Origin of the sequence: Pedobacter agri (assembly GCF_032678665.1) — a bacterium.
GTDB classification, from domain to species: domain Bacteria; phylum Bacteroidota; class Bacteroidia; order Sphingobacteriales; family Sphingobacteriaceae; genus Pedobacter; species Pedobacter agri_A.
This window is the reverse complement of sequence record NZ_JAVTSH010000001.1, coordinates 585175-609102: the sequence shown is the minus strand read 5'-3', so window position 1 is coordinate 609102 and position 23928 is coordinate 585175. Positions and strand designations below refer to the sequence as shown.

The following is a 23928-nucleotide window of genomic DNA, read 5'->3' as shown; positions in this document are numbered from 1 at the left end:
GTTAAAACGTATGCTTTTGTTTTCTCAGTTGCAGAAAATATTTCTATTCCTCAAATTTAATGGCTTTTATTTTGTTGTAAAGCGTCTTTCTATCAATTTTTAATATTTGGGCCGCTTTTGTTTTATTAAAGTTTACCTCTTTCAGTACTCTTAAAATGGTATCATACTCAGCCTCCTGAGCTGCGTTCTTTAAATCCTTAGGTTTGTCGACTGCTTTAGGTTTCATTTGTTTTAAAGACTCTTCATTGTCGAAATCTTTAATATAATTTGATAGTTCGAGCGGCAGCACATCAACCTGGATTAAGTTGCCATCAGTAAGTAGTGCAACTCGTCTGATGACGTTCTTTAATTCACGTACATTTCCCGGCCAGCTGTAGTTCAGAAAGCAATTTTTCACTCCTTCAGAGAAACCTCTGATATCTTTATTAAGTTCTTGATTTGCTATGGCTAAAAACTTATCTGCAAAAATAAGAATGTCATTTCCACGTTTTTTTAAAGATGGAAGGTGAATGGAAAATTCATTGAAGCGGTGATATAAATCCTCCCTAAAAGTACCTTTACCAATATTATCTACTAGATTTTCGTTAGTGGCAACAATAATGCGAACATCTAAATCAATTTCTTTTGTACTGCCAATACGCTTCACTTTACGTTCCTGAACAGTTCTCAGTAACGTTGCCTGTATTTCGTAAGAGAGGTTTCCGATCTCATCTAAAAACAGTGTGCCCCCGTTTGCTTGCTCAAAGTGACCTATTTTTGTGTAAAGTGCACCCGTGAAAGAGCCTTTTTCATGGCCGAAAAACTCACTTCCTGCTAGTTCTTTAGTTAATGAACCGCAATCCATCGCAATAAATGGCTTATCTTTTCTTAAGCTGTTCAAGTGAATCGTTTTGGCCACACACTCTTTCCCTGTACCACTTTTTCCTGTTAAGATAATACTGTAAGATGTTGGTGCAATTAACTGAATCTGTTTTAAAAGCGTAGCCGAAACCTCGCTATTTCCATCAATGTATTCCGTGAAGTTTACATATTCAGAATCAGTTTCGTTTCTTTTGCCTGAAGAACCCTTGTTTTCATTTAAGGCTCTTTGGGTTTCGAGTGCCTTATTAATGGTATTTAAAATTTCATCAGGGTATAATGGCTTCGTGATATAATCGTAAGCGCCTAACTTAATGAGTTCTACCGCTAGTTTTATATCAGAATAACCAGTAATGATGATTACTCCGGTGGTGGGATAGTTTTCTTTTACCTTAATTAATATTTCGCGACCATCAGTATCATCTAACCTATAATCGCATAAAATTAAATCGAAGGTTTCATTCGACATAATGTCTAAAGCCGAAGAACCGGTAATCGCATTTTCAACTTCAAAACCATTCCTGGTTAAAAATTTAGAAAGCAATAAACCAATGTTTACCTCGTCGTCGACTATGAGAATCTTCTTTTTCATTCAGAATAACCTATTTAATAAACTATAGAATCCCCGAAATCAACAAGAAAATGCACTTTGCAGAGAGTAATATAGACAGTACATAATTAATTAAAATTTTTGAAAACGGGAAATTTTTTCTACAGTTATTTTTCCCGTCTATAGAATTAATTAGACTTAAGTATCACTTTCCGGAAAACTTTGGCGATCTTTTTTCTATAAATGCCGATACGCCTTCTTTGAAATCATTAGTCTCAAAACAGTCTCCAAACGCTTTTATTTCAGTCTCGTAGCCCATATTGCTATTTACAGATGCATTTATCGATTTGATAGCTGCGCTTATAGCAAGTGGAGCCCTTTGTTTCACTAAATCTAAAATCTCTTTGGCTTTACTCATTAAATCGGCTTGAGGTACAGTATAATTTACTAAGCCAATTTTTTCAGCTTCAGTTGCGCCAATCATGTTAGCTGTGGTAATCAGTTCAATCGCTTTACCTTTTCCAACCAACTGCGTTAATCTCTGTGTACCGCCATAGCCCGGAATCAATCCAAGTGTTACTTCTGGTAAGCCTAATTTTGCATTGTCAGATGCAATCCTGATATGGCAAGCCATTGCCAATTCCAATCCTCCGCCCAATGCAAAACCATTAATGGCTGCAACAAAAGGTTTAGCAGCATTTTCTATTGCATTAAAAACATTTTCTTGTCCTTTTCTGGCTAATTCTTCTCCTTGTTTTCCACTGTAATCAGAAAATTCCTTAATATCTGCACCGGCTACGAAAGCCTTTTCTCCAGCTCCAGTGATGATTATGCCCCTAACATCGTCGGTTTTACCGGCGAAAGCAATTACATCAGCCAACTCTGTAAGCGTAGCTGCATTTAACGCATTTAATGCTTTTTCTCTATTGATGGTAACATAAAGTATGTTTTCCTTAATTTCTGATAGTATGTTCTGATATGCCATGTTTTAAAAATTTCTGTTTTCTGTAACCCAATTTTGAATATATTCTACAATGCTGGCCATAGTTGTTCCTGGCGGAAATAACGCTCCAACACCCAAAGCGGCAAGTTTAGCCCTATCGGCCTCCGGAATAATTCCACCGCCGGTTAATAACACATCATCAAGCTGTTTTTCTTTCATGAAATGAATAATTTTAGGAAAAACAGTCATGTGTGCGCCTGACAAGATCGAAATTCCTATGGCATCAACATCTTCCTGTAAAGCAGTATTTACTACCATTTCAGGCGTTTGGCGAAGGCCTGTATAAATTACTTCCATGCCTGCATCCCTAAGAGAAGTTGCAATTACTTTGGCGCCCCGATCATGGCCATCTAAGCCAACTTTAGCTACCAATACACGTATTGGCCGGTTTAATACTTTGCTCATAATGAATATTAAGTTGAAGTAAATGTATCGAATTTTATTTTTAGGAAATAGAGAATTGATTTTGAAGTTATCTGTTGATGTGAAATATGAAATAGGGAATTGATTTTGAGGCTACCGTTAATTAGTGTTAACGGGGAAAAGAAATAGGGAATTAATTATGTGATCATTCTTATGGCTTAAAAAACTGTGCAATGGGAATACAAAAGAGGTTTTTCTCCATTTCCAATTTCCTATTGTCATAGCACAAGGTGAAACAGAAATGCATCATTTCATCGATTACCCATTCCCAATTTTCTATTCCTCTATTTCCCACTATTCTATTTTCTAATCGTTACTTAATTACGCTCAATCTTTTTACCTTTGCATTCCTAATTTACAGGTTTTTATGAGTGAAGAAAAGTCATTGAACTTTATTGAAGAAATTGTTGAGAACGACTTAAATAGTGGTAAGTATGAAACTTTGGTTACGCGTTTTCCGCCTGAACCTAATGGTTACCTACACATTGGCCACGCCAAAGCAATATGCTTAAACTTCGGACTAACACAGAAATACGGCGGCTATACCAACCTGCGTTTTGATGATACCAATCCGGTAACAGAAAAAACCGAATACGTAAACAGCCAGCAAGAAGATATTAAATGGTTGGGTTTTAACTGGAAAAATGAGTTATATGCATCAGATTATTTTGATGAGTTATATTCTTTTGCCGTTAAGCTGATTGAAAAAGGTTTAGCTTACGTTGATGAAAGTTCTGCAGATGAAATTGCAGCTTTAAAAGGTACACCAACAGAACCTGGTCAGGATAGCCCATACCGCAACCGCAGTGTTGAAGAAAATCTGGACATTTTTACTAAAATGAAAAATGGCGAATTTGCTGACGGTGCATATATTTTACGTGCTAAAATTGATATGGCCAGTCCGAATATGTTGATGCGTGATCCAATTATTTATCGCATTAAACATGCTGAACATCATCGTACCGGCAACAAGTGGTGCATTTATCCGATGTATGATTTTGCCCACGGACAAAGCGATAGCATCGAAAACATCACACACTCCATTTGTACTTTGGAATATGTTTCGCACCGCGAATTGTACGACTGGTTTATTGAACAGTTAGAAATTTTTCCATCTAAACAATATGAATTTGCCCGTTTAAACCTTACTTCTACCGTAATGAGTAAACGGAAGTTGTTACAATTGGTGAATGAAAATCTGGTGAGCGGCTGGGACGATCCACGCATGCCTACCATCTCGGGTTTGCGCAGAAGAGGTTTTACGCCAAAAAGTGTTCGCGAGTTTTGTGAGCGCATCGGTATTGCCAAACGCGAAAATCTGATAGAATTGAGTTTGTTGGAATTCTGCATCCGTGAGGATTTAAACAAATCAGCAAATAGAGTGATGGCTGTATTAGATCCAATTAAATTGATCATCACCAATTATGATAAAGGAACGGAAGATTTAATTGGCGAAAATAATCCCGAAGCAGAAGATGGAGGCGGTACACGCATTATTCCTTTCAGCAATGAACTTTGGATTGAGCGTGAAGATTTTATGGAAGTTCCGGCGAAGAAATGGTTCCGTTTGGCACCTGGCGCAATGGTTCGTTTAAAATTCGCTTACATTGTAAAATGCGATGATTTTGTGAAAGATGAAAACGGTAACGTAACCGAAATTTATTGTACTTACATCCCCGAATCGAAAAGCGGAAACGACACCAGCGGCATAAATGTAAAAGGAACCATTCATTGGGTGAGTGCACAACATGCAAAGACTGCTGAAATCCGTTTGTACGATCGCTTATTTACATCAGAAACACCAGATGCAGAAGAAGGCGATTTTAAGGATTACCTAAACCCTGAAAGTTTAACTGTTCTGCCGAATGCTTATATCGAGCCAGCTTTAGCAGATGCGGATTTAGACAGTCGTTATCAATTTATTCGTAAAGGTTATTTCTGCCTTGATAAAGATTCAACTGAAGATAAATTGGTTTTCAACAGAACGGTTACCTTAAAAGATACGTTTAAGAAACCCAACTAAGGAGCATTTTTTAAACCAAAGCAATTAACACGGATGAATGTATTTATCCGTGTTTTTTTATGCTTAAAATTTTCTTTGCTGGCTTTAAGGCATTAAAACGTTTAGCATTTTTTAACAAATAACTAAACGTTAGTTGATTACCTTGCATTAAATAATCATTATCTATGAAAAACATCTCAACCGCTCTACTCCTGTTTTTAGGATGTACGTGTTTCGCCCAATCGCAGCGACAAATTGAAAATCAAATGGCCTTTGCTAAATTTTACGGTTACGTAAGGTATTTTTATCCGGGCGATGATGCGGCAAAAATCGACTGGGATAAATTTGCCATCTATGGTGCTCAGCAGGTAGATCAATGCAAAACAGATGAAGCGCTTAAAGAAAATTTAAACGCGATGGCGCAGATTTTAATGCCAGGCGTAAGTATAGTGCAAGGCAATGAAAAAATTGTTTTCCCCGCTAACTTGAAACCAAAAAATTTAAACGGTTATCAGGAGATTACCTGGCAACATTTAGGTGTTGGTTTATTGAATGATAAAAGAAGCTTATATCAAAGCGCCCGAACAAATAGAAAAACCGTTTTTAAAAATAAATTTACAGGCTTTGGTAATTTAAGTACACTATTGCCCGCTAAGGACATTAAGGGAAAAAGCTTCGTTTTATCAGGCAGAGGAAGAATGCTGAGTGATGATGGTCAAGGACAATTCTGGCTTAGGGTTGACAGAGAAAATGGGCAGATGGGATTTTTTGAGAATATGGATAGCCGCCCAATCAGAAGCAAAAGCTGGCAAAATTTCGAAATCAAAGGCACAATTAATGAAGATGCAAAGCAAATCCTGCTGGGTGCTTTTTTAGTTAACCGCGGAAAATTTGCGATAGACGACTTGATCTTAAAAGTTGATGGAAAAGAAATTTACCACAGGGATTTTGAGGATGAAACAGTTGGCAGCGAGCCAAAAACAATTTCGGTTTCTACAGGCAGGTCGAGTGTTGAAAATGCTAAATATGTATTTGCCGCGAATGTAGCGCAACAAAATAAGTTTGTTGAAGTTGCCAGTCCAACAATTGTTGAAAGCGAAAGCCTGGACATCAAGCCTTTTGGGCGGCGTGCTCAGTTTGGTGAATATATTGAAAAACCAATTAGTAGTAATTTAAAAGTATTTGTGCCAATTGTACTCTACGGTACCAAAACCCAAACTTTTCCTTTCACGGATAGTGTAAAAGTAAATAAACAATTATCAGCAATAAATTCACTATCGGCAGATAAATTAACAGTGAATAACCTTTACATGCGAATAGGAAATATTACCAATACATGGAACATATTTTAACATTTCTATCCTTATTTCGATGTCGCAAAAACCAACTGGACTGCTGATTTGGAGCAATCGTTAAAGGCAAGCTATCAAAGTACTTCAGACGCAGAATATGCCAATATCTTGAAAAAGATGACTGCAAAATTGAAGGACGGGCATATAAGTGTTTGGTATACCGGAAATAAAAGCCAATATTATCCTCCATTTTCATGGGATTGGATCGAAAACAAGTTAGTGATCAAATCTGTAATGGATTCTACACTAAAGCTTAAAAAAGGTGATATCGTTGAAAAAATTAATGGCCAGGATGCCGGTAACTATTTTCAGAAAATATATGAACATATTTCTGCTGCTACTCCTGGCTACCTCAATCACCGGGCAAAAACCGAATCGTTAATAGGAGAAAAAGATACACCATTCAATATTGTTCTTGCAGGCGGGCAGCAAGTAAATACTTCTCGAAAAATTCATGCGTCTTCTTATAACGCTGATGCTTCCAGGCAGGAAGCCATAAAATCATTAGGTAACGATATTACCTACATCAGTATTAGTAATGCAAAGATGAAAAAGATTGATGAATCGATTGAGTTGTTGAAAAGCAGTAAGGCCATTATTTGCGACTTACGGGGTTACCCGACTGACAACACTGGTTTAATCGAATACCTGATGGTTGGTGACGATACCTCATCTAAATGGATGCAGATTCCTCAAATTATTTACCCAGATCAGGAAAAATTAATTACCTATCAAAACGAGCGGTGGCCACTAAAAGCCAAGGCCCCTCACTTAAATGCCAAAATATTTTTCCTTATTGATGGCCGAGCGATCAGCTATGCAGAAAGTTACATGAGTTTTATTGAACACTACAAACTGGCTACAATTATTGGGCAACCAACTGCTGGTACAAATGGTAATGTGAACTCCATAAACCTTCCTGGTGGTTTTAACATGTGGTTTACCGGGATGAAGGTGTTAAAACACGATGGTTCACAGCATCATGGAGTTGGCATTATTCCAAATATTTATGTGAATCAAACCGTAAAAGGGATAATTGAAGGCAGAGATGAAATATTAGAGCGGGCGATTGCCGAGGCTTCTAAATAGAAATAACGCCCTTGAATTATCTTCAAGGGCGTTGTTTGTTTAATATTTTGTGTAAACGTTGTACAATACCAAAATATCAACAGGTGTTAGTTTTGGCGTGATATCAGTTTGAATAAAATGGCGTTTAAAAGCTGTAATGGTTGCGCCAATGTCGCTCGTATCGTAGCCCATCAGTTTTAGCGCATTTGTAGTATCAAAATTCGCAGGCGGATTTTTTAGTATATCATCATACCAAAAACCAAAGCCTTTTAAGGCAAGTTTCTTCCATGGAAATTTATTTGGATCAGGTTTACGCTTTGGCGCAATATCAGAGTGACCAATAAAATTTGCCGTTGGTATGTTATATTTCTTTTTTAGCGTGGTTAATAATTTGATCAAACTATTAATTTGCGCATCCGTCCAGATATCGGTAGTGCCATTGTTATCCAATTCAATACCAATTGAAGAAGAGTTCAGGTCTGTATCTTTACCCCATTTGCTTACACCGGCATGGTTTGAGCGTAGGTAATCATTCACCATTTGTACCACTTTTCCATCCCTGCTCACCACATAATGCGCACTGGTGCCTGCTCTGGTGGAATGAAATGTTTTAACGGTTTGCGCCAAACTATCTTGTGCGGTGTGGTGCAGAATAACAAAATTTGGCTTGCGTATTCCAAAATTTACAGAACCAATCCATTGCTGGTTTGTTGGGTTTAAAGTGTCGTAAAGCTGACCCTGTGGCGGTGTGCTGGTTATAATTTTTGCGAACTCCTTGGTTTTTTCTTTGTAGATTTTCTCGGTGGCGGCATATTTATTCGAACTACAGGAAGAAATAGTAATCACCGTTCCAAACAGAAAAGCAGTTTTAAGGCATGTTGATTTAACTGAAAACATGTTTTGATTTAAGTTGATGGATTACAAAGTTAGGTTAAATTCATTCATTACATCAAACTTTATACAAAGCCTTCAAATTTTACTAATTTAGTCGCGATATACATTAATAATGAAGAAACTATACAAATCCCTCTCATATTTATCTGCATTGGCTATCTCGGCAGGATTATTATCTAGCTGCACCAATACCGATAAAGCAGAAAATAATAATAAAGCCACTGTTCAAACCGATAGTTTAATTGATTACGTAGCACAACGTTTGCCTATTTATGAGAAGGTTAAGCTTTCCACAAACCTGAATCAACTTAGCATTAACGATAGAAAAATTTTACCATTGCTGATACAGGCTGCCGAAATTATGGACGATTTGTATTGGAAACAGGCTTATCCGCAACGCGATAGTTTGCTGGCAACCATTAAGGATGAGAAAACCAGGGAGTTTGTAAACATTAACTACGGTCCATGGGATCGATTAAATAATGAAAAACCGTTTGTTGCTGGTGTAGGTGCCAAGCCAGAAGGTGCTTCATTTTATCCTTACGGGATTACAAAAGCTGAAATTGAAAAATCTGATTTGGCTGATAAATTTGGTGCTTATTCTGTAATCCAAAAAGATACTGCAGGTAAGTTAACCACTGTTCCTTACCATGTTTTATTTGCTGCAGAATTACAAAAAGCAAGTTCTTTGCTAAAGCAGGCAGCATTAATTGCGGAAGATGCTGGTTTGAAAAAATACCTGAACTTAAGAGCTGATGCTTTGGTTACCGATAATTTTACCGCAAGTGATTACGCCTGGTTAGATATGAAGACCAATGGTTTGGATATCATTATTGGGCCAATTGAGAATTATGAAGATAAACTTTTCAATGCCCGAACCAGTTACGAAGCTTATGTACTGATTAAAGATAAAGAATGGAGCAAGCGTTTGGCGAAATACGTAAAAATGCTTCCAGAATTGCAGAAAAACCTCCCTGTTGCGGCTAAATATAAAACCGAAACACCAGGAACAGATTCTGAACTGAATGCTTACGATGTGGTTTATTATGCCGGTGATTGCAATGCAGGATCGAAAACCATTGCGGTAAACTTGCCAAATGATGAAAAGATTCAGCAGGAAAAAGGAACGCGAAGATCACAATTGAAAAACGCGATGCAGGCTAAGTTTGATAAAATTCTGGTTCCCATTTCGAAAGAGTTAATTGATGCTGATCAGCAGAAATATATCAAGTTCGATGCTTTTTTTGCCAATGTGATGTTCCACGAAGTAGCGCATGGTTTAGGAATTAAAAAAACCATTACCGGAAAAGGTTTCGTACGTGAGGCTTTGAAAGAACAATATAGCTGGCTGGAAGAAGGCAAAGCAGATGTTTTGGGATTATATATGGTTACTGGCCTTTTGAAAAAAGGAGAGTTAACGGGCGACATTAAAGATTATTACACCACATTCATGGCTGGCATTTTACGCTCCGTTCGTTTTGGAGTTTCTGAAGCACATGGCAAAGCCAACATGCAATGTTTTAATTATTTTCAGGAGAAAGGTGCTTTTGAACGTACGAGCAAAGGAACTTACAAAGTAAATTTTGAAAAATTCGCAACAGCCATGAATGAGCTAAGTGCTTTCATTATCACCCTTCAAGGTAATGGTGATAAGGTGGCCGTAGAAAAAGCACAAAAAGAAAAAGCGGTTATCTCTGCAGAACTTCAAAAAGACCTGGATAGATTGACCAGAAAAAATATTCCTGTTGATGTTGTTTTTGAACAGGGAGTTGATGTTTTAGGCGTGAAATAGAGCTTCGGTTTTATAAAATATAGCCGCAGATTCGCAGGATTTTTTCTGTTAGTCTGCGGTTTTTTTGTGTACTGTTTTTTGTTTCATAAGCCTGACAGAAACGAAAATACTTTTAAAAGGTTGCACTACTTTCGTTATCCCTCAAAGGTCACCTTTTAAAAGATTGTAGTAAATGGCAGGGCTACAGCGGCCATTTTCAGTGCCTTTAACTTTCTAATCATTAAAGCGCTTTTAGCTACGCTATTTTCACTTTTTTTCATCCTGCTGTAACCTTTCCAAAAAACCATCGTCTTACTGATAACTAAACAATGGGAACCGTTCGTTTCCGAACTAAACTTTAAAATAAGAAGGCAAAATTTGAAAAGCGCTAAATAAGTGGCTATGGAATTCTTTTGCCCAAATTTTAAACTATTTATACTAGAAAAGATGAAAACCTTTTACAAATTATCACTTATCATATTAGCCATTTTTACTTCTTTTGAGGTTACGGCACAGACTACTCCTAAAGCAAATATTACCGGAATTATTCTTGATGAAAATAAAAAACCTGCCGATTATGTTACCGTTGTGCTTTTTAAAGCAGCTGATTCAAGCATTGTAAAAACAGCATTTACCGATCAAACCGGGGCTTTTGGTTTTGCAGTAAATACGAAAGGCAATTACTTTTACAAGGCGAGTAGCATGGGTTACAAAACCTTAAAAAGTAAAGTTGCAACACTTGATGATAGCCAGAAAATTGATTTTGGTTTAGCCCAGCTCAGCGCTGCCAGTCAAAGTTTAAAAGAGGTTACCGTTGCGGCCAATGTTCCATTGGTAGAACGAAAAATGGACCGGACGGTGATGAATGTGGCCAGTAGTTCAATTGCTTCGGGATCTACTGCGTTAGAGTTATTGCAGAAAGCACCCGGTGTAAATGTTGACCAGAACGATAACATTTCGATGCAGGGCAAACAAGGTGTGTTGATTCAAATAGATGGAAAACAAACTTACATGAGCAGCGGCGATGTGGCTAATTTACTTCGGGGCATGCAGAGTTCGGAGATTGAAACCATTGAATTGATTACCAATCCATCGGCAAAATACGACGCTGCGGGCAACTCGGGTATCATTAACATCAAAACCAAAAAGAACAAAGGTGGCGGCACCAACGGAAGTTTAACAGGTGCTTTTGGTCGCGGTACAAAATTCAGATCGAGTGCGGGTGGAAGCATCAATCACAGAACAAAATCTTTGAATTTATTCGGGAATTATAACTATTATCAAAGAGATCGGGAAACCTTTATGGAGATTGACCGGATTGCAACCGTATCGCCGAGCAACCGTTATTTCTCTCAAAGAAGTGATTTTAGTAAACGAAACCATGGGCAAAATTTTAAAGCTGGTGTAGATTATTTCATTAATAAAAATAACACGATTGGCGTTTTGGTAACTGGTTATGAAGGCAGCAATAAAGAATTTTCGGTTAACAGAACCCGCATTGGCGGATCTTTTACTCAACAAGATTCTTCAGTGTTGGCCAACAATATCATCAGGAATAAATACAATAACTTATCTTATAATTTAAACTATAAATCAGTTTTAGATAGTGCCGGACAGGAATTAACCATTGATTTGGATTATGGAAGATACAAAGGCAACGATGATGCTGATTATGTGAGCGATTACTTTTTTAATAACGGAAGTTTGATTCGGCCAACAGTAATTACCAGAAACATTACCCCATCTGTAATCAACATTAAAGCATTTAAAATTGATTATGCACTTCCGTTAAAAAAACAGATGAAATTGGAGGCCGGCTTGAAAAGCAGTTGGGTAACAACGGATAATAATTTAATTGCCGAGCAGTTTTTAAATAACAACTGGCAAAACAATAAGTTGCTCAGCAATCAGTTTGTGTACGATGAAAATGTAAATGCAGCTTACGTGAACTTTAACAAGCAGTTCAAAAAAACCAGCGTTCAGTTGGGTTTACGGGCTGAGCAAACTACATCAAAAGGAAATTCGATTACCACGAATAAAGTTATTGAGCGGGAGTATTTAAACTTCTTCCCGAGTGTATTTGTTAACCAGACTTTGGATAAAAATAACGACATCAGTCTTTCGTACAGTCGCCGGATTGACCGCCCGAGCTATGATGCGCTAAACCCTTTTGTTTATTTCCTGGATCAATATACCTACAGCCAGGGAAATCCATTTTTAAATCCTCAATACACGAATAATTTTGAGTTTACTTATTTGCTGAAAAAGAAATATTCGGTAACCTTAAATTATAGCAGAACGATTGACGTAATTACAGAAGTAATTTTGCCTGATAACGAAAAACAGGCTTTGTATCAAACCAATCAGAATATTGCTACACAAAATGCATATTCAATGGTGATTAATGTACCGGTAAGTTTAACGAAATGGTGGAGCAGCAATAACAACCTGAATTTATTTCATATTGGTTTTAAAGCGCCAGATATTGCCGGGCAAAAGCTGGATAACAAAAGCACTTCATTTCAATTTAAATCACAGCATAGCTTTAAAATCCAGCCTGGTTTATCAGCTGAATTAAATTTTAGCTATGATAGTCCGGTTACTTTTGGCGTAATGGAAATTGGAACGCGTTATGGATTTGATGCAGGGGTTAGCAAGTCGCTACTAAATAAAAAAGCAAGTTTGAAGCTTGCTGCAAATGATATTTTCAATACGCAGATTAACAATATTAACAGTGCATTTCCCGGTTTATATTACACACTATACGGTGTTAACGATAGACAATACGTGAGTTTAACATTTACTTATCGTTTTGGTAAAAATGAAATCAAGCCTGCCCGTAACAGGAGCACAGGTTTGGAAGCCGAGCAGGGAAGAATGAAGAATTAGACTGATCCAATCACGAGCCACCAATTAATCATTGGTGGCTTTTTTGTGGAATGTAATGAATGGTTTCATCATAAATTTGAAAACAAAATACAAAGCATTAACTTCATGCCATGGAAACCGATTTAATCATTTCAGCGATTGATGCATTACATAAACAAGAAGACACAGCTTTACAGGCGAAAGATGCAGATGGCTACTTTTCTATTTTTGATCCTTCCTTTCAATACACGGGTACAAATTCGGTCACATTAAATTTGAGGGATTATAAGGCGGATATTCAGCGCCTTTTTAGAAATTCAAAAAGTATTGAAACAAGTCATTACCGGATAAAATCATCTTTCGAAAACGAAATTTTTACCGAAAAAATAGCCCGTAAATCAATCATCATTAAACCTAATTTATTGATCTTCTCTAAAAAGCAAACCATCCAAACGGAAGAAATTTATCAATGGAAAAATATTGGTGGCGAATGGAAGGTGTTGGCTATTGAAATAGTTTTGGAGGAAAAGTATTAAAGTTCCAAATCTTCTAAGCCTGCCGTCATTGCCAAGATATTACGGATTTTTCATTGGTAATATTTTCGCAATCTCTTTTGATTTGTGATCGAAAAAGAGTCCAGATCTAGTTGCTTTCAATAGCATCCATAAATTGTGATTGATTTAATCAGCTAAAAATTTCATTAAATCTTCTTTTAAAAACTTTAAAACAAATTCGGTATTTTTGCCGCTTAATTTAGATTACAATATATGTTAAGAACAGTAACTTGTGGTGCACTTACCCTCAATAACTTAGGCGAAAGTGTAACCCTGTGTGGTTGGGTACAGAAATCAAGAGATTTAGGCGGTATGACTTTTATCGATATCCGCGATCGTTATGGTATTACACAACTGGTTTTTAACATGGATGATAACCGTGAACTTTGCGAAGCAGCACGTTCATTAGGTCGCGAGTTTGTAATTAAAACTACGGGTACTGTTGTAGAGCGTAGTAACAAAAATCCAAAAATGTCAACCGGTGACGTAGAGATTAAAGTTTCTGCTTTGGAAATTTTAAACGCTGCAAAATTACCTCCATTCATGATCGATGATGAAACGGATGGTGGCGACGAGTTGCGCATGAAATACCGTTACCTGGATTTACGCCGTAACCCTGTTCGTAATAACCTGGTTTTGCGTCATAAAATGGCACAATCGGTTCGCCGTTATTTAGATGCTTTAGATTTTATCGAGGTTGAAACGCCTGTTTTAATTAAATCTACACCAGAAGGAGCAAGAGATTTTGTGGTGCCTAGCCGCATGAATGAAGGCGAATTTTACGCCTTGCCTCAATCGCCACAAACCTTTAAGCAATTGCTAATGGTTTCTGGTTTCGACCGGTATTTCCAGATTGTGAAATGTTTTAGAGATGAAGATTTAAGAGCCGATCGCCAGCCTGAGTTTACACAAATCGACTGCGAGATGTCATTTATCGAGCAAGAAGATATTTTGAATACGTTCGAAGGTTTGATCCGTACTTTATTTAAAGAAGTGCGCAATTATGATTTACCTGAAGTGCCACGTATGCAATACGCTGATGCAATGCGCTTGTATGGATCTGACAAACCAGATACTCGTTTTGCCATGCAGTTTGTAGAACTGAACGATTTGGTAAAAGGTAAAGGCTTCCCTGTTTTCGATAACGCTGAATTGGTGGTGGGTATCAATGCAAAAGGAGCAGCAAATTACACCCGTAAACAATTAGATGAGCTAACCGACTTTATCAAACGTCCGCAAATTGGTGCTACAGGTTTAATTTATGCCCGTCATAATGAAGATGGAACCATTAAATCTTCGGTTGATAAATTCTTCAATGAAGATGACTTGAAACAATGGAGTGAAGCATTTGCTACTGAAAAAGGCGACTTGCTTTTAATCCTGGCGGGTTCAACAGATAAAGTGCGCAAGCAATTAAACGAACTTCGTTTAGAAATGGGTAACCGTTTGGGTTTACGCGATAAAAATACATTCTCGGCACTTTGGGTGTTAGATTTTCCGTTGTTGGAATGGGATGAAGAAACAGAACGCTACCATGCCATGCACCACCCGTTCACTTCACCAAAACCAGAAGATATTGCTTTGTTAGATACCGATCCGAAAAATGTTCGTGCGAACGCTTACGATATGGTAATTAACGGAACTGAAGTTGGTGGAGGCTCCATCCGTATTCATGATCGGGAATTGCAAGCTTTAATGTTCAAACATCTAGGCTTTAGCGCAGAGGAAGCACAAAAACAATTTGGTTTCTTAATGGATGCTTTCGAATTCGGTGCACCTCCACACGGCGGTATTGCATTTGGTTTCGATCGTTTAACGTCGATTTTTGCCGGTTTGGATTCGATTCGAGATGTAATTGCGTTCCCTAAAAACAATTCTGGCAGAGATGTGATGATTGATAGCCCAAGTACAATTGATGATAAACAATTAAAAGAATTGAAGATCAAAACTGATTTATAACAATACTTAAGTCGTCACCCTGAATTTAGTTCAGGGTCTTAATTAGAAGGGATGCTGATCCCGTACATACGGGATAGCATGACGATTTGCTTAATAAAAAAGAGCCCTAATTAACATCTATTAGGGCTCTTTTTTTATCCGTAAATATCATTCAGCATTTTCGCTAAACGAACGCCACCTTTCAGTAATTGCTGATTTAAGGTATCAACCCAGTCGAAGTTGTAACGGTAACTTAATTTCGAATCTGGCTTTGTGGTTTCGTAAATTTTATTGCAAACCAGATAAGATTCGTAAACATTTTCTTTTAAGCTGGTATTTTGCCAGTTGTACAACTGCACTGCAGAAGGATGATTAATCGCTTTTGCGTATTCCGTATAACTTAATTGTTGATACTCGATCAATTGTTCATCCCAAACACGGTGTAAATTCGATTTCTCGTTAAACCATAACACAGAAACCCTGTTGCCGCCTAAATCTTCTTTACGGGCAACATGCATCGGTTGGCATAAATCACCAGCCATGTGTACCAACATGCGTAATGCCAGTTTCTTTTCATCAGCTGTGCTGCTTGGCTTTTTCAAAACAGCGGTTAACTCCAAAATTTTGTTATATAAGTTTGGCGATTTTTCTGTTTCCAGGAAGTTAAAAATTCCTTCTTTGCTTTGTCCGGCTGGTAAGTTTACAAAGTGCCAGTTATATAAGTAGTTGTAGGTAGAGTCTGATTTAATAAAATCGCCCCAGTTTGCCGACATGGCAAGCGTTTCTGAACCCAAAATTGCCTGGATGGCTTTGCGGGTTTTGGTTTTCAAATAGCTATCGGCAATTTCGCCCACTACGCGGTGGCCAATCATGCCCCAGGCGTTTGCCTGCATTGGTAAATAAGCCAACAGACCTATGGCAGCGGCAGTAGCCAACTTTTTTTTAATTGATGTAAATTTCATTTTATAATTCTTTTTGTACGCAGGTAACTTTTTCTTTTAGGGATAATGTAATTTCTCGCTGATCGCTCATGCTTTCTAAAACCAAGGTATCAGCAGATTTTTTTTTGATCAGGAAATTTCTCTCGTATCTACCGATGCGATAGCAGCCTGAAATTTTTTGTTTGTAATTGGCATGGGTAAAGGTAGCGCCCACAATTAAAGTATCGCCTTTAACCCCATAAACACCTTTCGCATATTCTTTCCAAATGCCGTTGTTGTAACAAGAATCTTCGTAAAAATTCACTTTGCTGTGGGTTTCAAAATCAATGTAAACCGAATCGCAGCTGAACTTAAAATGATGTTTGGTGTAATTGCTTAATTTGTTGCTGTAGGCTACAGAATCCTGATTCCACACACCTTGCATAAAAGCTTCTCCCTTGCCCTGAACATTTGGCAAGCGGGTACAGGCGGCTAAAAAAGATAAAAGGTATAAGGCGAAAGGTAAAAGGTAAATACGCCTTAATGGAATAAATCCCCTGTTATTTTCTAGTGGATTAAATGTGATATTTGTGAGCATACTATTTAAACTCATTCGGGGGGAATTTACTTGGAAAGTTTTTATTGGCGTTTAAAGTATTGTTAATTAACATGAATAAACCCACTGAAAAACATATCCCGGCGAAAAAGCCAATTACTCCGGCAATGGTATAGTAACTTGTGACATCAACCATAGAAAGACCATTATTCTGCGTGAAATATGGCATCACAAAGTGGTAAAATATTGTTAATAACAATGATATGCCAGATCCAATAATCAGCAGTATCGAATCGGCTTTTACCTGCTTCGAAATGTAATAGCAGCAAGCAATAAAACCGATTATTTGTGGAACAATCGAAATGAAACTGAATAGTGTTGTGGTAAATGAACTTCCCATATTTTTAACTTGTTTCGTTTGCGCCATACAAACTGAGTTTGAATTGCTGTATTGTGTTAAATAAACCCGATTGACGCGGAAAGCTTTTTGTATTTAAAAGTTACTAACGCTACGCTGCAATTGGCCCATTAGCGTTAGTAACTTTACAAAAACTTGTAGCAAAAGCGGGGCTTTCGTAACCGATGCACTAATGGCCCTGCTTTTCTAAATGTTATTTTAAACTACCAACCATATCTTCCGGACGAACCCACTCATCGAATTGTTCGTTGGTTAATAGGCCTAATTCAACAGCCGCAGCTTTTAATGTTTTATTTTCTTTATGCGCTTTCTTTGCAATTTTAGCAGCGTTTTCATAGCCAACATGTGGATTTAAAGCCGTTACCAACATTAACGAATTTTGCAAATGTTTCTCAATTTCTGGCAAGTTAGCGGTAATGCCTTCCGCACATTTAACCGTGAAAGAAACGCAGGCATCGCCAATTAAACGGGCCGACTGTAAAACGTTTGCCGCGATTAAAGGTTTAAAAACGTTCAACTCAAAATGGCCAGACATGCCGCCAACTGAAACCGCAACATCGTTACCAATTACCTGAGCACAAACCATAGTCAACGCTTCTGGTTGTGTAGGATTCACTTTTCCTGGCATAATTGATGAACCCGGTTCGTTATCTGGAATTACAATTTCACCGATACCACAACGCGGACCAGAGCTTAACATGCGTACATCATTCGCCACTTTCATTAAAGCAACTGCAGTACGTTTTAAAGCACCCGAAAGTTCAACCATTGCATCATGCGCAGCTAAAGCCTCGAATTTATTTGGAGCCGTAACGAAGGGTAAACCTGTTAAATCGGCAATTTTTTGTGCCACTAAAACATCGTAACCTTTTGGTGTATTTAAGCCAGTTCCTACAGCTGTACCACCCAAAGCCAACTCAGCAACCATTACCAAAGCATTTTTAATGGCCCTGATGCTGTTGTCGATTTGCTGAACATAGCCAGAAAATTCCTGTCCTAAAGTTAAGGGCGTAGCATCCATAAAGTGGGTACGACCGGTTTTGGTAATGCCAGAAAATTCCTCAACTTTTTTAGCCAAAGCATTACGCAATTGCTCTAAACCAGGAATGGTATTTTCTACCGTTAATTTATATGCTGCAATATGCATTGCAGTTGGGTAAGTATCGTTTGATGATTGAGATTTGTTCACATCATCATTCGGGTGAAGCACTTTTTTATCATCAGCCAATGCACCGCCGTTGATGACGTGGGCACGGTTTGCAATTACTTCGTTTCCGTTCATGTTACTTTGCGTACCAGAACCGGTTTGCCAGATTACCAGTGGAAATTGGTCGTCTAAATCGCCGGCAATAATTTCATCGCAAGCTTTAGCAATTAAATCAGCTTTATCTGCAGAAAGTACGCCAAGTTCGGTATTTGCTAAAGCCGCAGCTTTTTTCAAGTAGCCAAAAGCATGAATAATTTCTTTAGGCATTGAACCTTCAGGACCGATTTTGAAGTTGTTGCGTGAGCGTTCGGTTTGTGCACCCCAATATTTGTCGGCAGGCACCTGAACCTCGCCCATGGTATCGTGTTCTATTCTGAAACTCATTATAATTTGATTTTTGTTGTCGCAAATTTAAGTTTTTTGCCTATAAAGCAAGGTATTATATTCGATATTTACTTCAGGCTAGTGCCTTCGGGTTGATTGCACAGATTTAGGGATTACACAGATTAGATTTGGAAAGGTGCTGAAGTATTTCTGGCGTTGGTTCGGTCCCGCTGATTCGCTTCAATCTTTTTAATTAGCTTTTGTCATGCTGAGGTACGAAGCATCGTTTTCATCGGTTGCAGATGCTTCGTGCCTCAGCATGACAATATTTTGAGTTGCTGCGAATTAAAAAGTATTTCCGCTGCCATCGGGTTTAGCTACTTACTGTTGTAGTTCTTGGTTGTGGCTTGTTTAGCGAGTGCCATATTCTGCACACTTTCCATCATTGCGAGGAACGAAGCAATCTCATTAGTAAAAAAGGAGATTGCCGCAGTCGTGAAATACTCCCTCGCAATGACGACCGCCTTCTAACCATGGAAATTTAAATACTGTCCGAAACCATTCAAATGCTAGGTTGATGGTTTCATTTACTATTTTGGGGTTTTGTAAACCAGCTTTTAAGCGGAGGTTTATGAAAAATTAAAAGTTATGAAAAAGTTAACCTTAACATTTCTCAGTTTCATTTTTGCGATATCTACAACTTATAGTCAAAAAGGCATAGACTTTAATAAGAAATATCCCGGCGGAGGAAAATTACTCATGTCAGTTGATAGCTCAGCCAAAAATATCTTTTATTCAATTGTATTTCCAAATCAACCAAATGCAACATTTAATTATTTGCCAGAAGTTAACAATATAAATTTTCAAATAAATTTTAGGAAGACAAATAATATAGAAAATTATCGGTACACAATTTTAATAGATGATAATCCCATAGCCGTAAATAAATCGATCAACAAAGCACAACTCATCGAAACTCATGCTGGAGGAGATGAAGAAGTATTCAATTCGCTAACACTTGGTAATTTCCCAATAAAAGGCAAAGTGATTACCGTATTGGTATACAGTGTGGAAAAACCATTAGATATCGATAAATCTGTTTTTTATGCAAAGCCGATTCCTAAAGCTAAAATCAAAAGTTTTTCAAAGCGTTTTAAAACTGATAAAGGTGTGGACTATAGCTGGATTCCCAACCCAAAAGAAAATACTGATCTTACTTTTTCGGAAGAAGATGATGAACTAACCATAGTAAAAGAAAGATCAGAGATAGATTATATTTATAGCACATCAATAAAAGATAAACAAACAAATAAAATAATTTTCAATTCTACAACTTGGCAATATGGAGGTATTGTGGAAAGAAATGACTTTTTACCATATTTAAAAATCGATAGAAGTCTCTTTAGGGAGTCAGGTGATTATGAAATCATTATTCAGCCCTCGATAAAATTGGATGGTTGCCTTAATTGTGATATTTCTGCAAAGGAAATCGAAGAATATACGGCTAGATATAAGCTTTCTGTAACTTTAGAAGAGGAAAAATTTTTCTCCACTAAACAACTCTTTACTTACCTTGGCTATTTTGGTGCACTAATAGGGTTAGTAGTTGGTCTGATTGGTGTATACATTAAGCGCAAAAACAAACGTAAAGTAAAATACGAACAACATCAAAAGGAATTAGCCCAACTCAAACTCGATTCCGTTCGTTCGCAGTTAAATCCACATTTTTTGTTTAATGCTTTGGCTGGCATTCAGAACCTGGTGAATAAAAATGAAATCGATCAAGCTAATCGTTACCTGAGCAAATTCGCCCGATTAACCCGCAATGTTTTGGATAGTAAAGAACTTATCAGTTTAACAGAAGAAAGAACACTTTTGGATGATTATTTACAGATGGAACAATTACGATTTGGCTTTCAGTACAAAATAAATGCTGCTGCAGGATTAGACACTGATAATATCGAAATACCAGCCATGCTTCTGCAACCATTTGTTGAAAATGCAGTTAAACATGGCATAGCAGAGAAAGGAAATGAAGGTAAAATTGAAATTAGTTTCGAGAAAAATGAAGCAGACTTAATTTTGAAAATAACTGATAATGGAAAAGGTTTCGATACCGGCCAAACTTACAATGGTTTAGGTTTGGCGCTAAGCAAAAACCGAATATCTTTACTGAATACGATTTACAAAGACACGCCTTTTGTTTTAGGTATTCAATCTAATTCCAGTGGCACAACAATAACAATTACATTAACACAATGGTTATAAAATGAGGGCGATTTTAGTAGATGATGAGCTGGCGAATTTAGAGAACCTGAAGGTTTTGCTGGCAAAGCATTGCCATGAAGTTAAAGTAGTCGCTATTGCCGATAATATTGATGATGCGTTTGAAAAAGTAAATTTGCACCATCCAGATTTACTGTTCCTGGATATTCAAATGGGGAAAAAGACGGGGTTCGATTTGTTAAACCAGCTAGGCGATAAAACTTTCGAAGTTATTTTTGTTACAGCATACGACAGTTATGGGATTCAGGCTGTAAAGTTTGCCGCATTGGATTATTTGCTAAAACCTGTCGACCCCGATGAATTAATAACAGCGGTTTTGAAAGCCAAAGAGCGAATTGCAAATAAAATGAATGGCGAGCAACTGAGTTTTCTGCTCAATCAAATCAAAAGAAGTGAACCTGCCGTTCCAAAAATTGCATTACCGCAGCAACATGAAATCCGTTATGTTTCTATTGATGATATTATACGTTGCGTTGCAGATAATACTTACACCTTTTTCTATCTATCTAGTGATGAAAAAATTTTAATCTCCAAACCGCTAAAAGAATATGCTGATCTGCTGAAACCGCAGGGCTTTGTTCGGGCGCATCAAAGCCATTTGGTTAATCCCAAATTTGTAAAAAGCTGGTTGAAAGAAGACGGCGGAATGTTGTTGATGAATAACGGAGATAAAATCCCCGTTTCAAAACCGAACAGAGAAATGGTAAAAGCTGTATTGGGGAAATAAATGGTTTTTCGGCAGGTGAGGACACCAGCCGATAGATGAATCTTTTTTTGATTGTCAGTCTGGACCTGCCGAAAACCTGAAACAAAAAGTATTTCCGCTGCCATCGGTTTAGTTGGCATCGAAACTGCTACGATCAACACTTGCCAAGTGCAGATTTTGGCTAAAGCCTATACAGTTGGATTTTAAAAACCGTTGGTTGAAACCAACGGCAAGGAATAAAACATTGCATATCTGCGTCAAGCTTATTCATTGCTGTTCGGCTTTAGCCAACGGTACTGGGTGTGTTAAGTCTGTTTTAGGGAAGTGAGATTAACTCACGTTTCAATTTATTCATTATATTTAAATCATGAAAACGCTAAAATCGCTCTATTTAACTTTCTGTTTAGTTTGCTTAATAAACTTCGCTTACGCAGCAATGCTGGGCACTCCCGAAATAATCATACTTCTTGTGGTTTGCATTTTATTAATGGTTCCAGTCGGATTAATCGTTTGGTTGATTGTTTATCTTGTGAGAAGGAACAACCGCTAAAATATTCATATTTTCCGATTTCTTTATGCAATAACATTACCGTCATTTCCACCGAAGCGGAGAAATCTTTGTCATTAGCATTGCAAATCATTGCGATCGCATTAGGATTGCTTTCCCGAAAAATCGGGATAAACTGTGCTTTGCAATGACGATTGCTTCCACCAGGCGATAAAAATATTATTAGCTAGAACAAACCTTGCAGGTTTTGAAAACCTGCGAGGTTTAAACATACATTTTTGTACTTTTGCGGCTATGTCAGTTATTAAACCCTCATTAGCAAAAGGTACCCGCGATTTCACACCCGTTGAAATGGTAAAACGCAACTTTATTTACGATACCATTAAATCGGTTTTCAGGAAATATGGTTATGCGGAAATTCAAACGCCAAGTTTTGAAAACCTTTCTACCTTAACCGGGAAATATGGCGATGAAGGCGATAAACTGATATTTAAAATCCTGAATAGTGGTGAGTATTTAAAAGATGCCAAAAAGAAATCCTTCGATTTCGCTCAGGATGATAATAGTAATACTCTCATTCCGCTAATTTCCGAAAAAGCACTTCGTTACGATTTAACTGTTCCCTTCGCTCGTTATGTAGTGATGCACCAACATGAAATCACTTTACCTTTTAAACGTTTTCAGGTACAACCGGTATGGAGAGCCGACCGGCCGCAAAAAGGCAGATACCGTGAATTTTATCAATGCGATGTTGATGTAGTGGGTTCTGAAAGTTTGCTAAACGAAGCTGAATTTATCCTGATTTACAATGAAGCCTTGGCCAGATTAGGCTTGAAAGATTTCACCATCAAAATTAATAATAGAAAAATTCTATCAGGCATCGCCGAGATTATAGGTAAACCTGATTTAATTATCGACATGACGGTTGCCATCGATAAACTCGATAAAATCGGTTTGGATGGTGTGAGTAAAGAGTTATTGGAACGTGGTTTCACAGAAGATGATTTAGAAAAACTTCGTCCGGTAATTTTATTGGAGGGAAGCAATGAGGAAAAATTGGCAAGTTTAAAAGAAGTTTTAGCAACTTCTGAAACTGGCTTAAAGGGTATTGCCGAAATTGAACAGGTTTTTGAATATGTAGAAAGTTTGATTTCTTACGGTTTACCATTAACCGCAAAGCTTGAACTGGATATTACTTTGGCTCGTGGCTTAAACTATTATACTGGCTGTATTTTCGAAGTTAAAACCAATGAAGTAGCCATGGGCAGTATTGGAGGCGGCGGTCGGTACGACGATTTAACGGGCATGTTTGGCTTGAAAGATTTAACAGGGGTTGGGGTTTCGTTTGGTGCTGACCGGATTTATGATGTACTGGAAGAACTGAATCTTTTTCCTGCATCAGCAGAAGTAGGAACGAAAGTTTTAATCAGTAATTTCGATGCTGAAGCTGAAAAATATGCCCTGCCGATTTTGCAGCAGCTTAGAAATGCCGGTATTGCGGCAGAACTTTATCCATCATCAGCAAAGCTGAAAAAACAAATGGCTTATGCCGATGCTAAAAATATTCCTTATGTTATTTTAATTGGTGGCGATGAAATTGCGAGCGGCGAATTAACCTTAAAAGATATGCAAAGTGGTGAGCAAAAGAAGCTGACGGTTTTGGGTATTTTGGATGTGTTGAAATAGGGGTATAACCGCAAAGGACGCCAGGTTTTCCGCAAA

18 protein-coding genes are annotated in these 23928 nt (G+C 37.6%); 10 read left to right on the top strand and 8 right to left on the bottom strand.

Annotated elements, in window-relative coordinates:
- Window positions 1-43 precede the first annotated feature (43 nt).
- From R2Q70_RS02750 to R2Q70_RS02740, 3 genes are all read right to left on the bottom strand, one after another.
- Window positions 44-1450, bottom strand: coding sequence for a sigma-54 dependent transcriptional regulator (locus R2Q70_RS02750; protein WP_316806135.1), 1407 nt, complete (start codon window positions 1448-1450; stop codon window positions 44-46).
- 163 nt (window positions 1451-1613) lie between these two features.
- Window positions 1614-2393 (bottom strand): enoyl-CoA hydratase/isomerase family protein, encoded by a 780-nt coding sequence (locus R2Q70_RS02745; RefSeq protein WP_316806134.1) that lies wholly within the window; start codon window positions 2391-2393, stop codon window positions 1614-1616.
- A gap of 3 nt (window positions 2394-2396) precedes the next feature.
- Entirely contained in the window at window positions 2397-2816 is a 420-nt protein-coding gene (locus tag R2Q70_RS02740) for a cobalamin B12-binding domain-containing protein (protein WP_316806133.1), read from the bottom strand.
- A gap of 385 nt (window positions 2817-3201) precedes the next feature.
- Between R2Q70_RS02740 and R2Q70_RS02735 the strand changes: the two genes are divergently transcribed.
- The 3 genes from R2Q70_RS02735 to R2Q70_RS02725 all read left to right on the top strand — a co-directional run bounded on the left by R2Q70_RS02735 (window position 3202) and on the right by R2Q70_RS02725 (window position 7277).
- Complete coding sequence (locus R2Q70_RS02735; RefSeq protein WP_316806132.1) at window positions 3202-4857, top strand: glutamine--tRNA ligase/YqeY domain fusion protein; 1656 nt, start codon at window positions 3202-3204, stop codon at window positions 4855-4857.
- A gap of 164 nt (window positions 4858-5021) precedes the next feature.
- Complete coding sequence (locus R2Q70_RS02730; protein ID WP_316806131.1) at window positions 5022-6188, top strand: hypothetical protein; 1167 nt, start codon at window positions 5022-5024, stop codon at window positions 6186-6188.
- Window positions 6189-6236: 48 nt separating this feature from the next.
- Complete coding sequence (locus R2Q70_RS02725; RefSeq protein ID WP_316806130.1) at window positions 6237-7277, top strand: S41 family peptidase; 1041 nt, start codon at window positions 6237-6239, stop codon at window positions 7275-7277.
- A gap of 39 nt (window positions 7278-7316) precedes the next feature.
- Here the strand turns inward: R2Q70_RS02725 and R2Q70_RS02720 are convergent, their stop codons facing one another.
- Window positions 7317-8153 carry an N-acetylmuramoyl-L-alanine amidase gene (locus R2Q70_RS02720; protein WP_316806129.1) on the bottom strand — a complete coding sequence of 279 codons (837 nt, stop codon included), beginning with the start codon at window positions 8151-8153 and terminating at the stop codon, window positions 7317-7319.
- 109 nt (window positions 8154-8262) lie between these two features.
- On the opposite strand from R2Q70_RS02720, the gene R2Q70_RS02715 reads away from it, so the two are divergent.
- The 4 genes from R2Q70_RS02715 (at window position 8263) to aspS (ending at window position 15302) form a co-directional block, all read left to right on the top strand.
- Window positions 8263-9942 carry a dipeptidyl-peptidase 3 family protein gene (locus R2Q70_RS02715; protein ID WP_316806128.1) on the top strand — a complete coding sequence of 560 codons (1680 nt, stop codon included), beginning with the start codon at window positions 8263-8265 and terminating at the stop codon, window positions 9940-9942.
- 426 nt (window positions 9943-10368) lie between these two features.
- Complete coding sequence (locus R2Q70_RS02710; protein ID WP_316806127.1) at window positions 10369-12810, top strand: TonB-dependent receptor domain-containing protein; 2442 nt, start codon at window positions 10369-10371, stop codon at window positions 12808-12810.
- 110 nt (window positions 12811-12920) lie between these two features.
- On the top strand, window positions 12921-13325 hold the full coding sequence (locus R2Q70_RS02705) for a hypothetical protein (protein WP_316806126.1): 405 nt from the start codon (window positions 12921-12923) through the stop codon (window positions 13323-13325).
- A gap of 231 nt (window positions 13326-13556) precedes the next feature.
- Window positions 13557-15302: an aspartate--tRNA ligase gene (gene aspS, locus R2Q70_RS02700; RefSeq protein WP_316806125.1), complete on the top strand. Its 1746-nt coding sequence runs from the start codon at window positions 13557-13559 to the stop codon at window positions 15300-15302.
- A gap of 134 nt (window positions 15303-15436) precedes the next feature.
- Here aspS and R2Q70_RS02695 read toward each other — a convergent pair whose 3' ends face one another.
- From R2Q70_RS02695 to fumC, 4 genes are all read right to left on the bottom strand, one after another.
- Window positions 15437-16243 (bottom strand): S1/P1 nuclease, encoded by an 807-nt coding sequence (locus R2Q70_RS02695; RefSeq protein ID WP_316806124.1) that lies wholly within the window; start codon window positions 16241-16243, stop codon window positions 15437-15439.
- 1 nt (window position 16244) lies between these two features.
- The gene (locus tag R2Q70_RS02690) at window positions 16245-16814 is read right to left on the bottom strand and encodes a fumarate hydratase (protein WP_316806123.1); all 570 of its coding nucleotides are present in this window, start codon (window positions 16812-16814) and stop codon (window positions 16245-16247) included.
- Window positions 16801-17184, bottom strand: coding sequence for a hypothetical protein (locus R2Q70_RS02685; protein ID WP_316806122.1), 384 nt, complete (start codon window positions 17182-17184; stop codon window positions 16801-16803). The genes R2Q70_RS02690 and R2Q70_RS02685 overlap by 14 nt, the downstream gene beginning before the upstream one ends.
- 184 nt (window positions 17185-17368) lie before the next feature.
- Window positions 17369-18766 carry a class II fumarate hydratase gene (fumC, locus tag R2Q70_RS02680; protein WP_010600542.1) on the bottom strand — a complete coding sequence of 466 codons (1398 nt, stop codon included), beginning with the start codon at window positions 18764-18766 and terminating at the stop codon, window positions 17369-17371.
- Window positions 18767-19354: 588 nt separating this feature from the next.
- Here fumC and R2Q70_RS02675 point away from each other — a divergent pair.
- The 3 genes from R2Q70_RS02675 (at window position 19355) to hisS (ending at window position 23892) form a co-directional block, all read left to right on the top strand.
- Complete coding sequence (locus tag R2Q70_RS02675) at window positions 19355-20974, top strand: sensor histidine kinase (RefSeq protein ID WP_316806121.1); 1620 nt, start codon at window positions 19355-19357, stop codon at window positions 20972-20974.
- Window position 20975: 1 nt separating this feature from the next.
- On the top strand, window positions 20976-21719 hold the full coding sequence (locus R2Q70_RS02670; RefSeq protein ID WP_316806120.1) for a LytTR family DNA-binding domain-containing protein: 744 nt from the start codon (window positions 20976-20978) through the stop codon (window positions 21717-21719).
- 781 nt (window positions 21720-22500) lie between these two features.
- Window positions 22501-23892: a histidine--tRNA ligase gene (hisS, locus tag R2Q70_RS02665; protein WP_316806119.1), complete on the top strand. Its 1392-nt coding sequence runs from the start codon at window positions 22501-22503 to the stop codon at window positions 23890-23892.
- Window positions 23893-23928 lie beyond the last annotated feature (36 nt).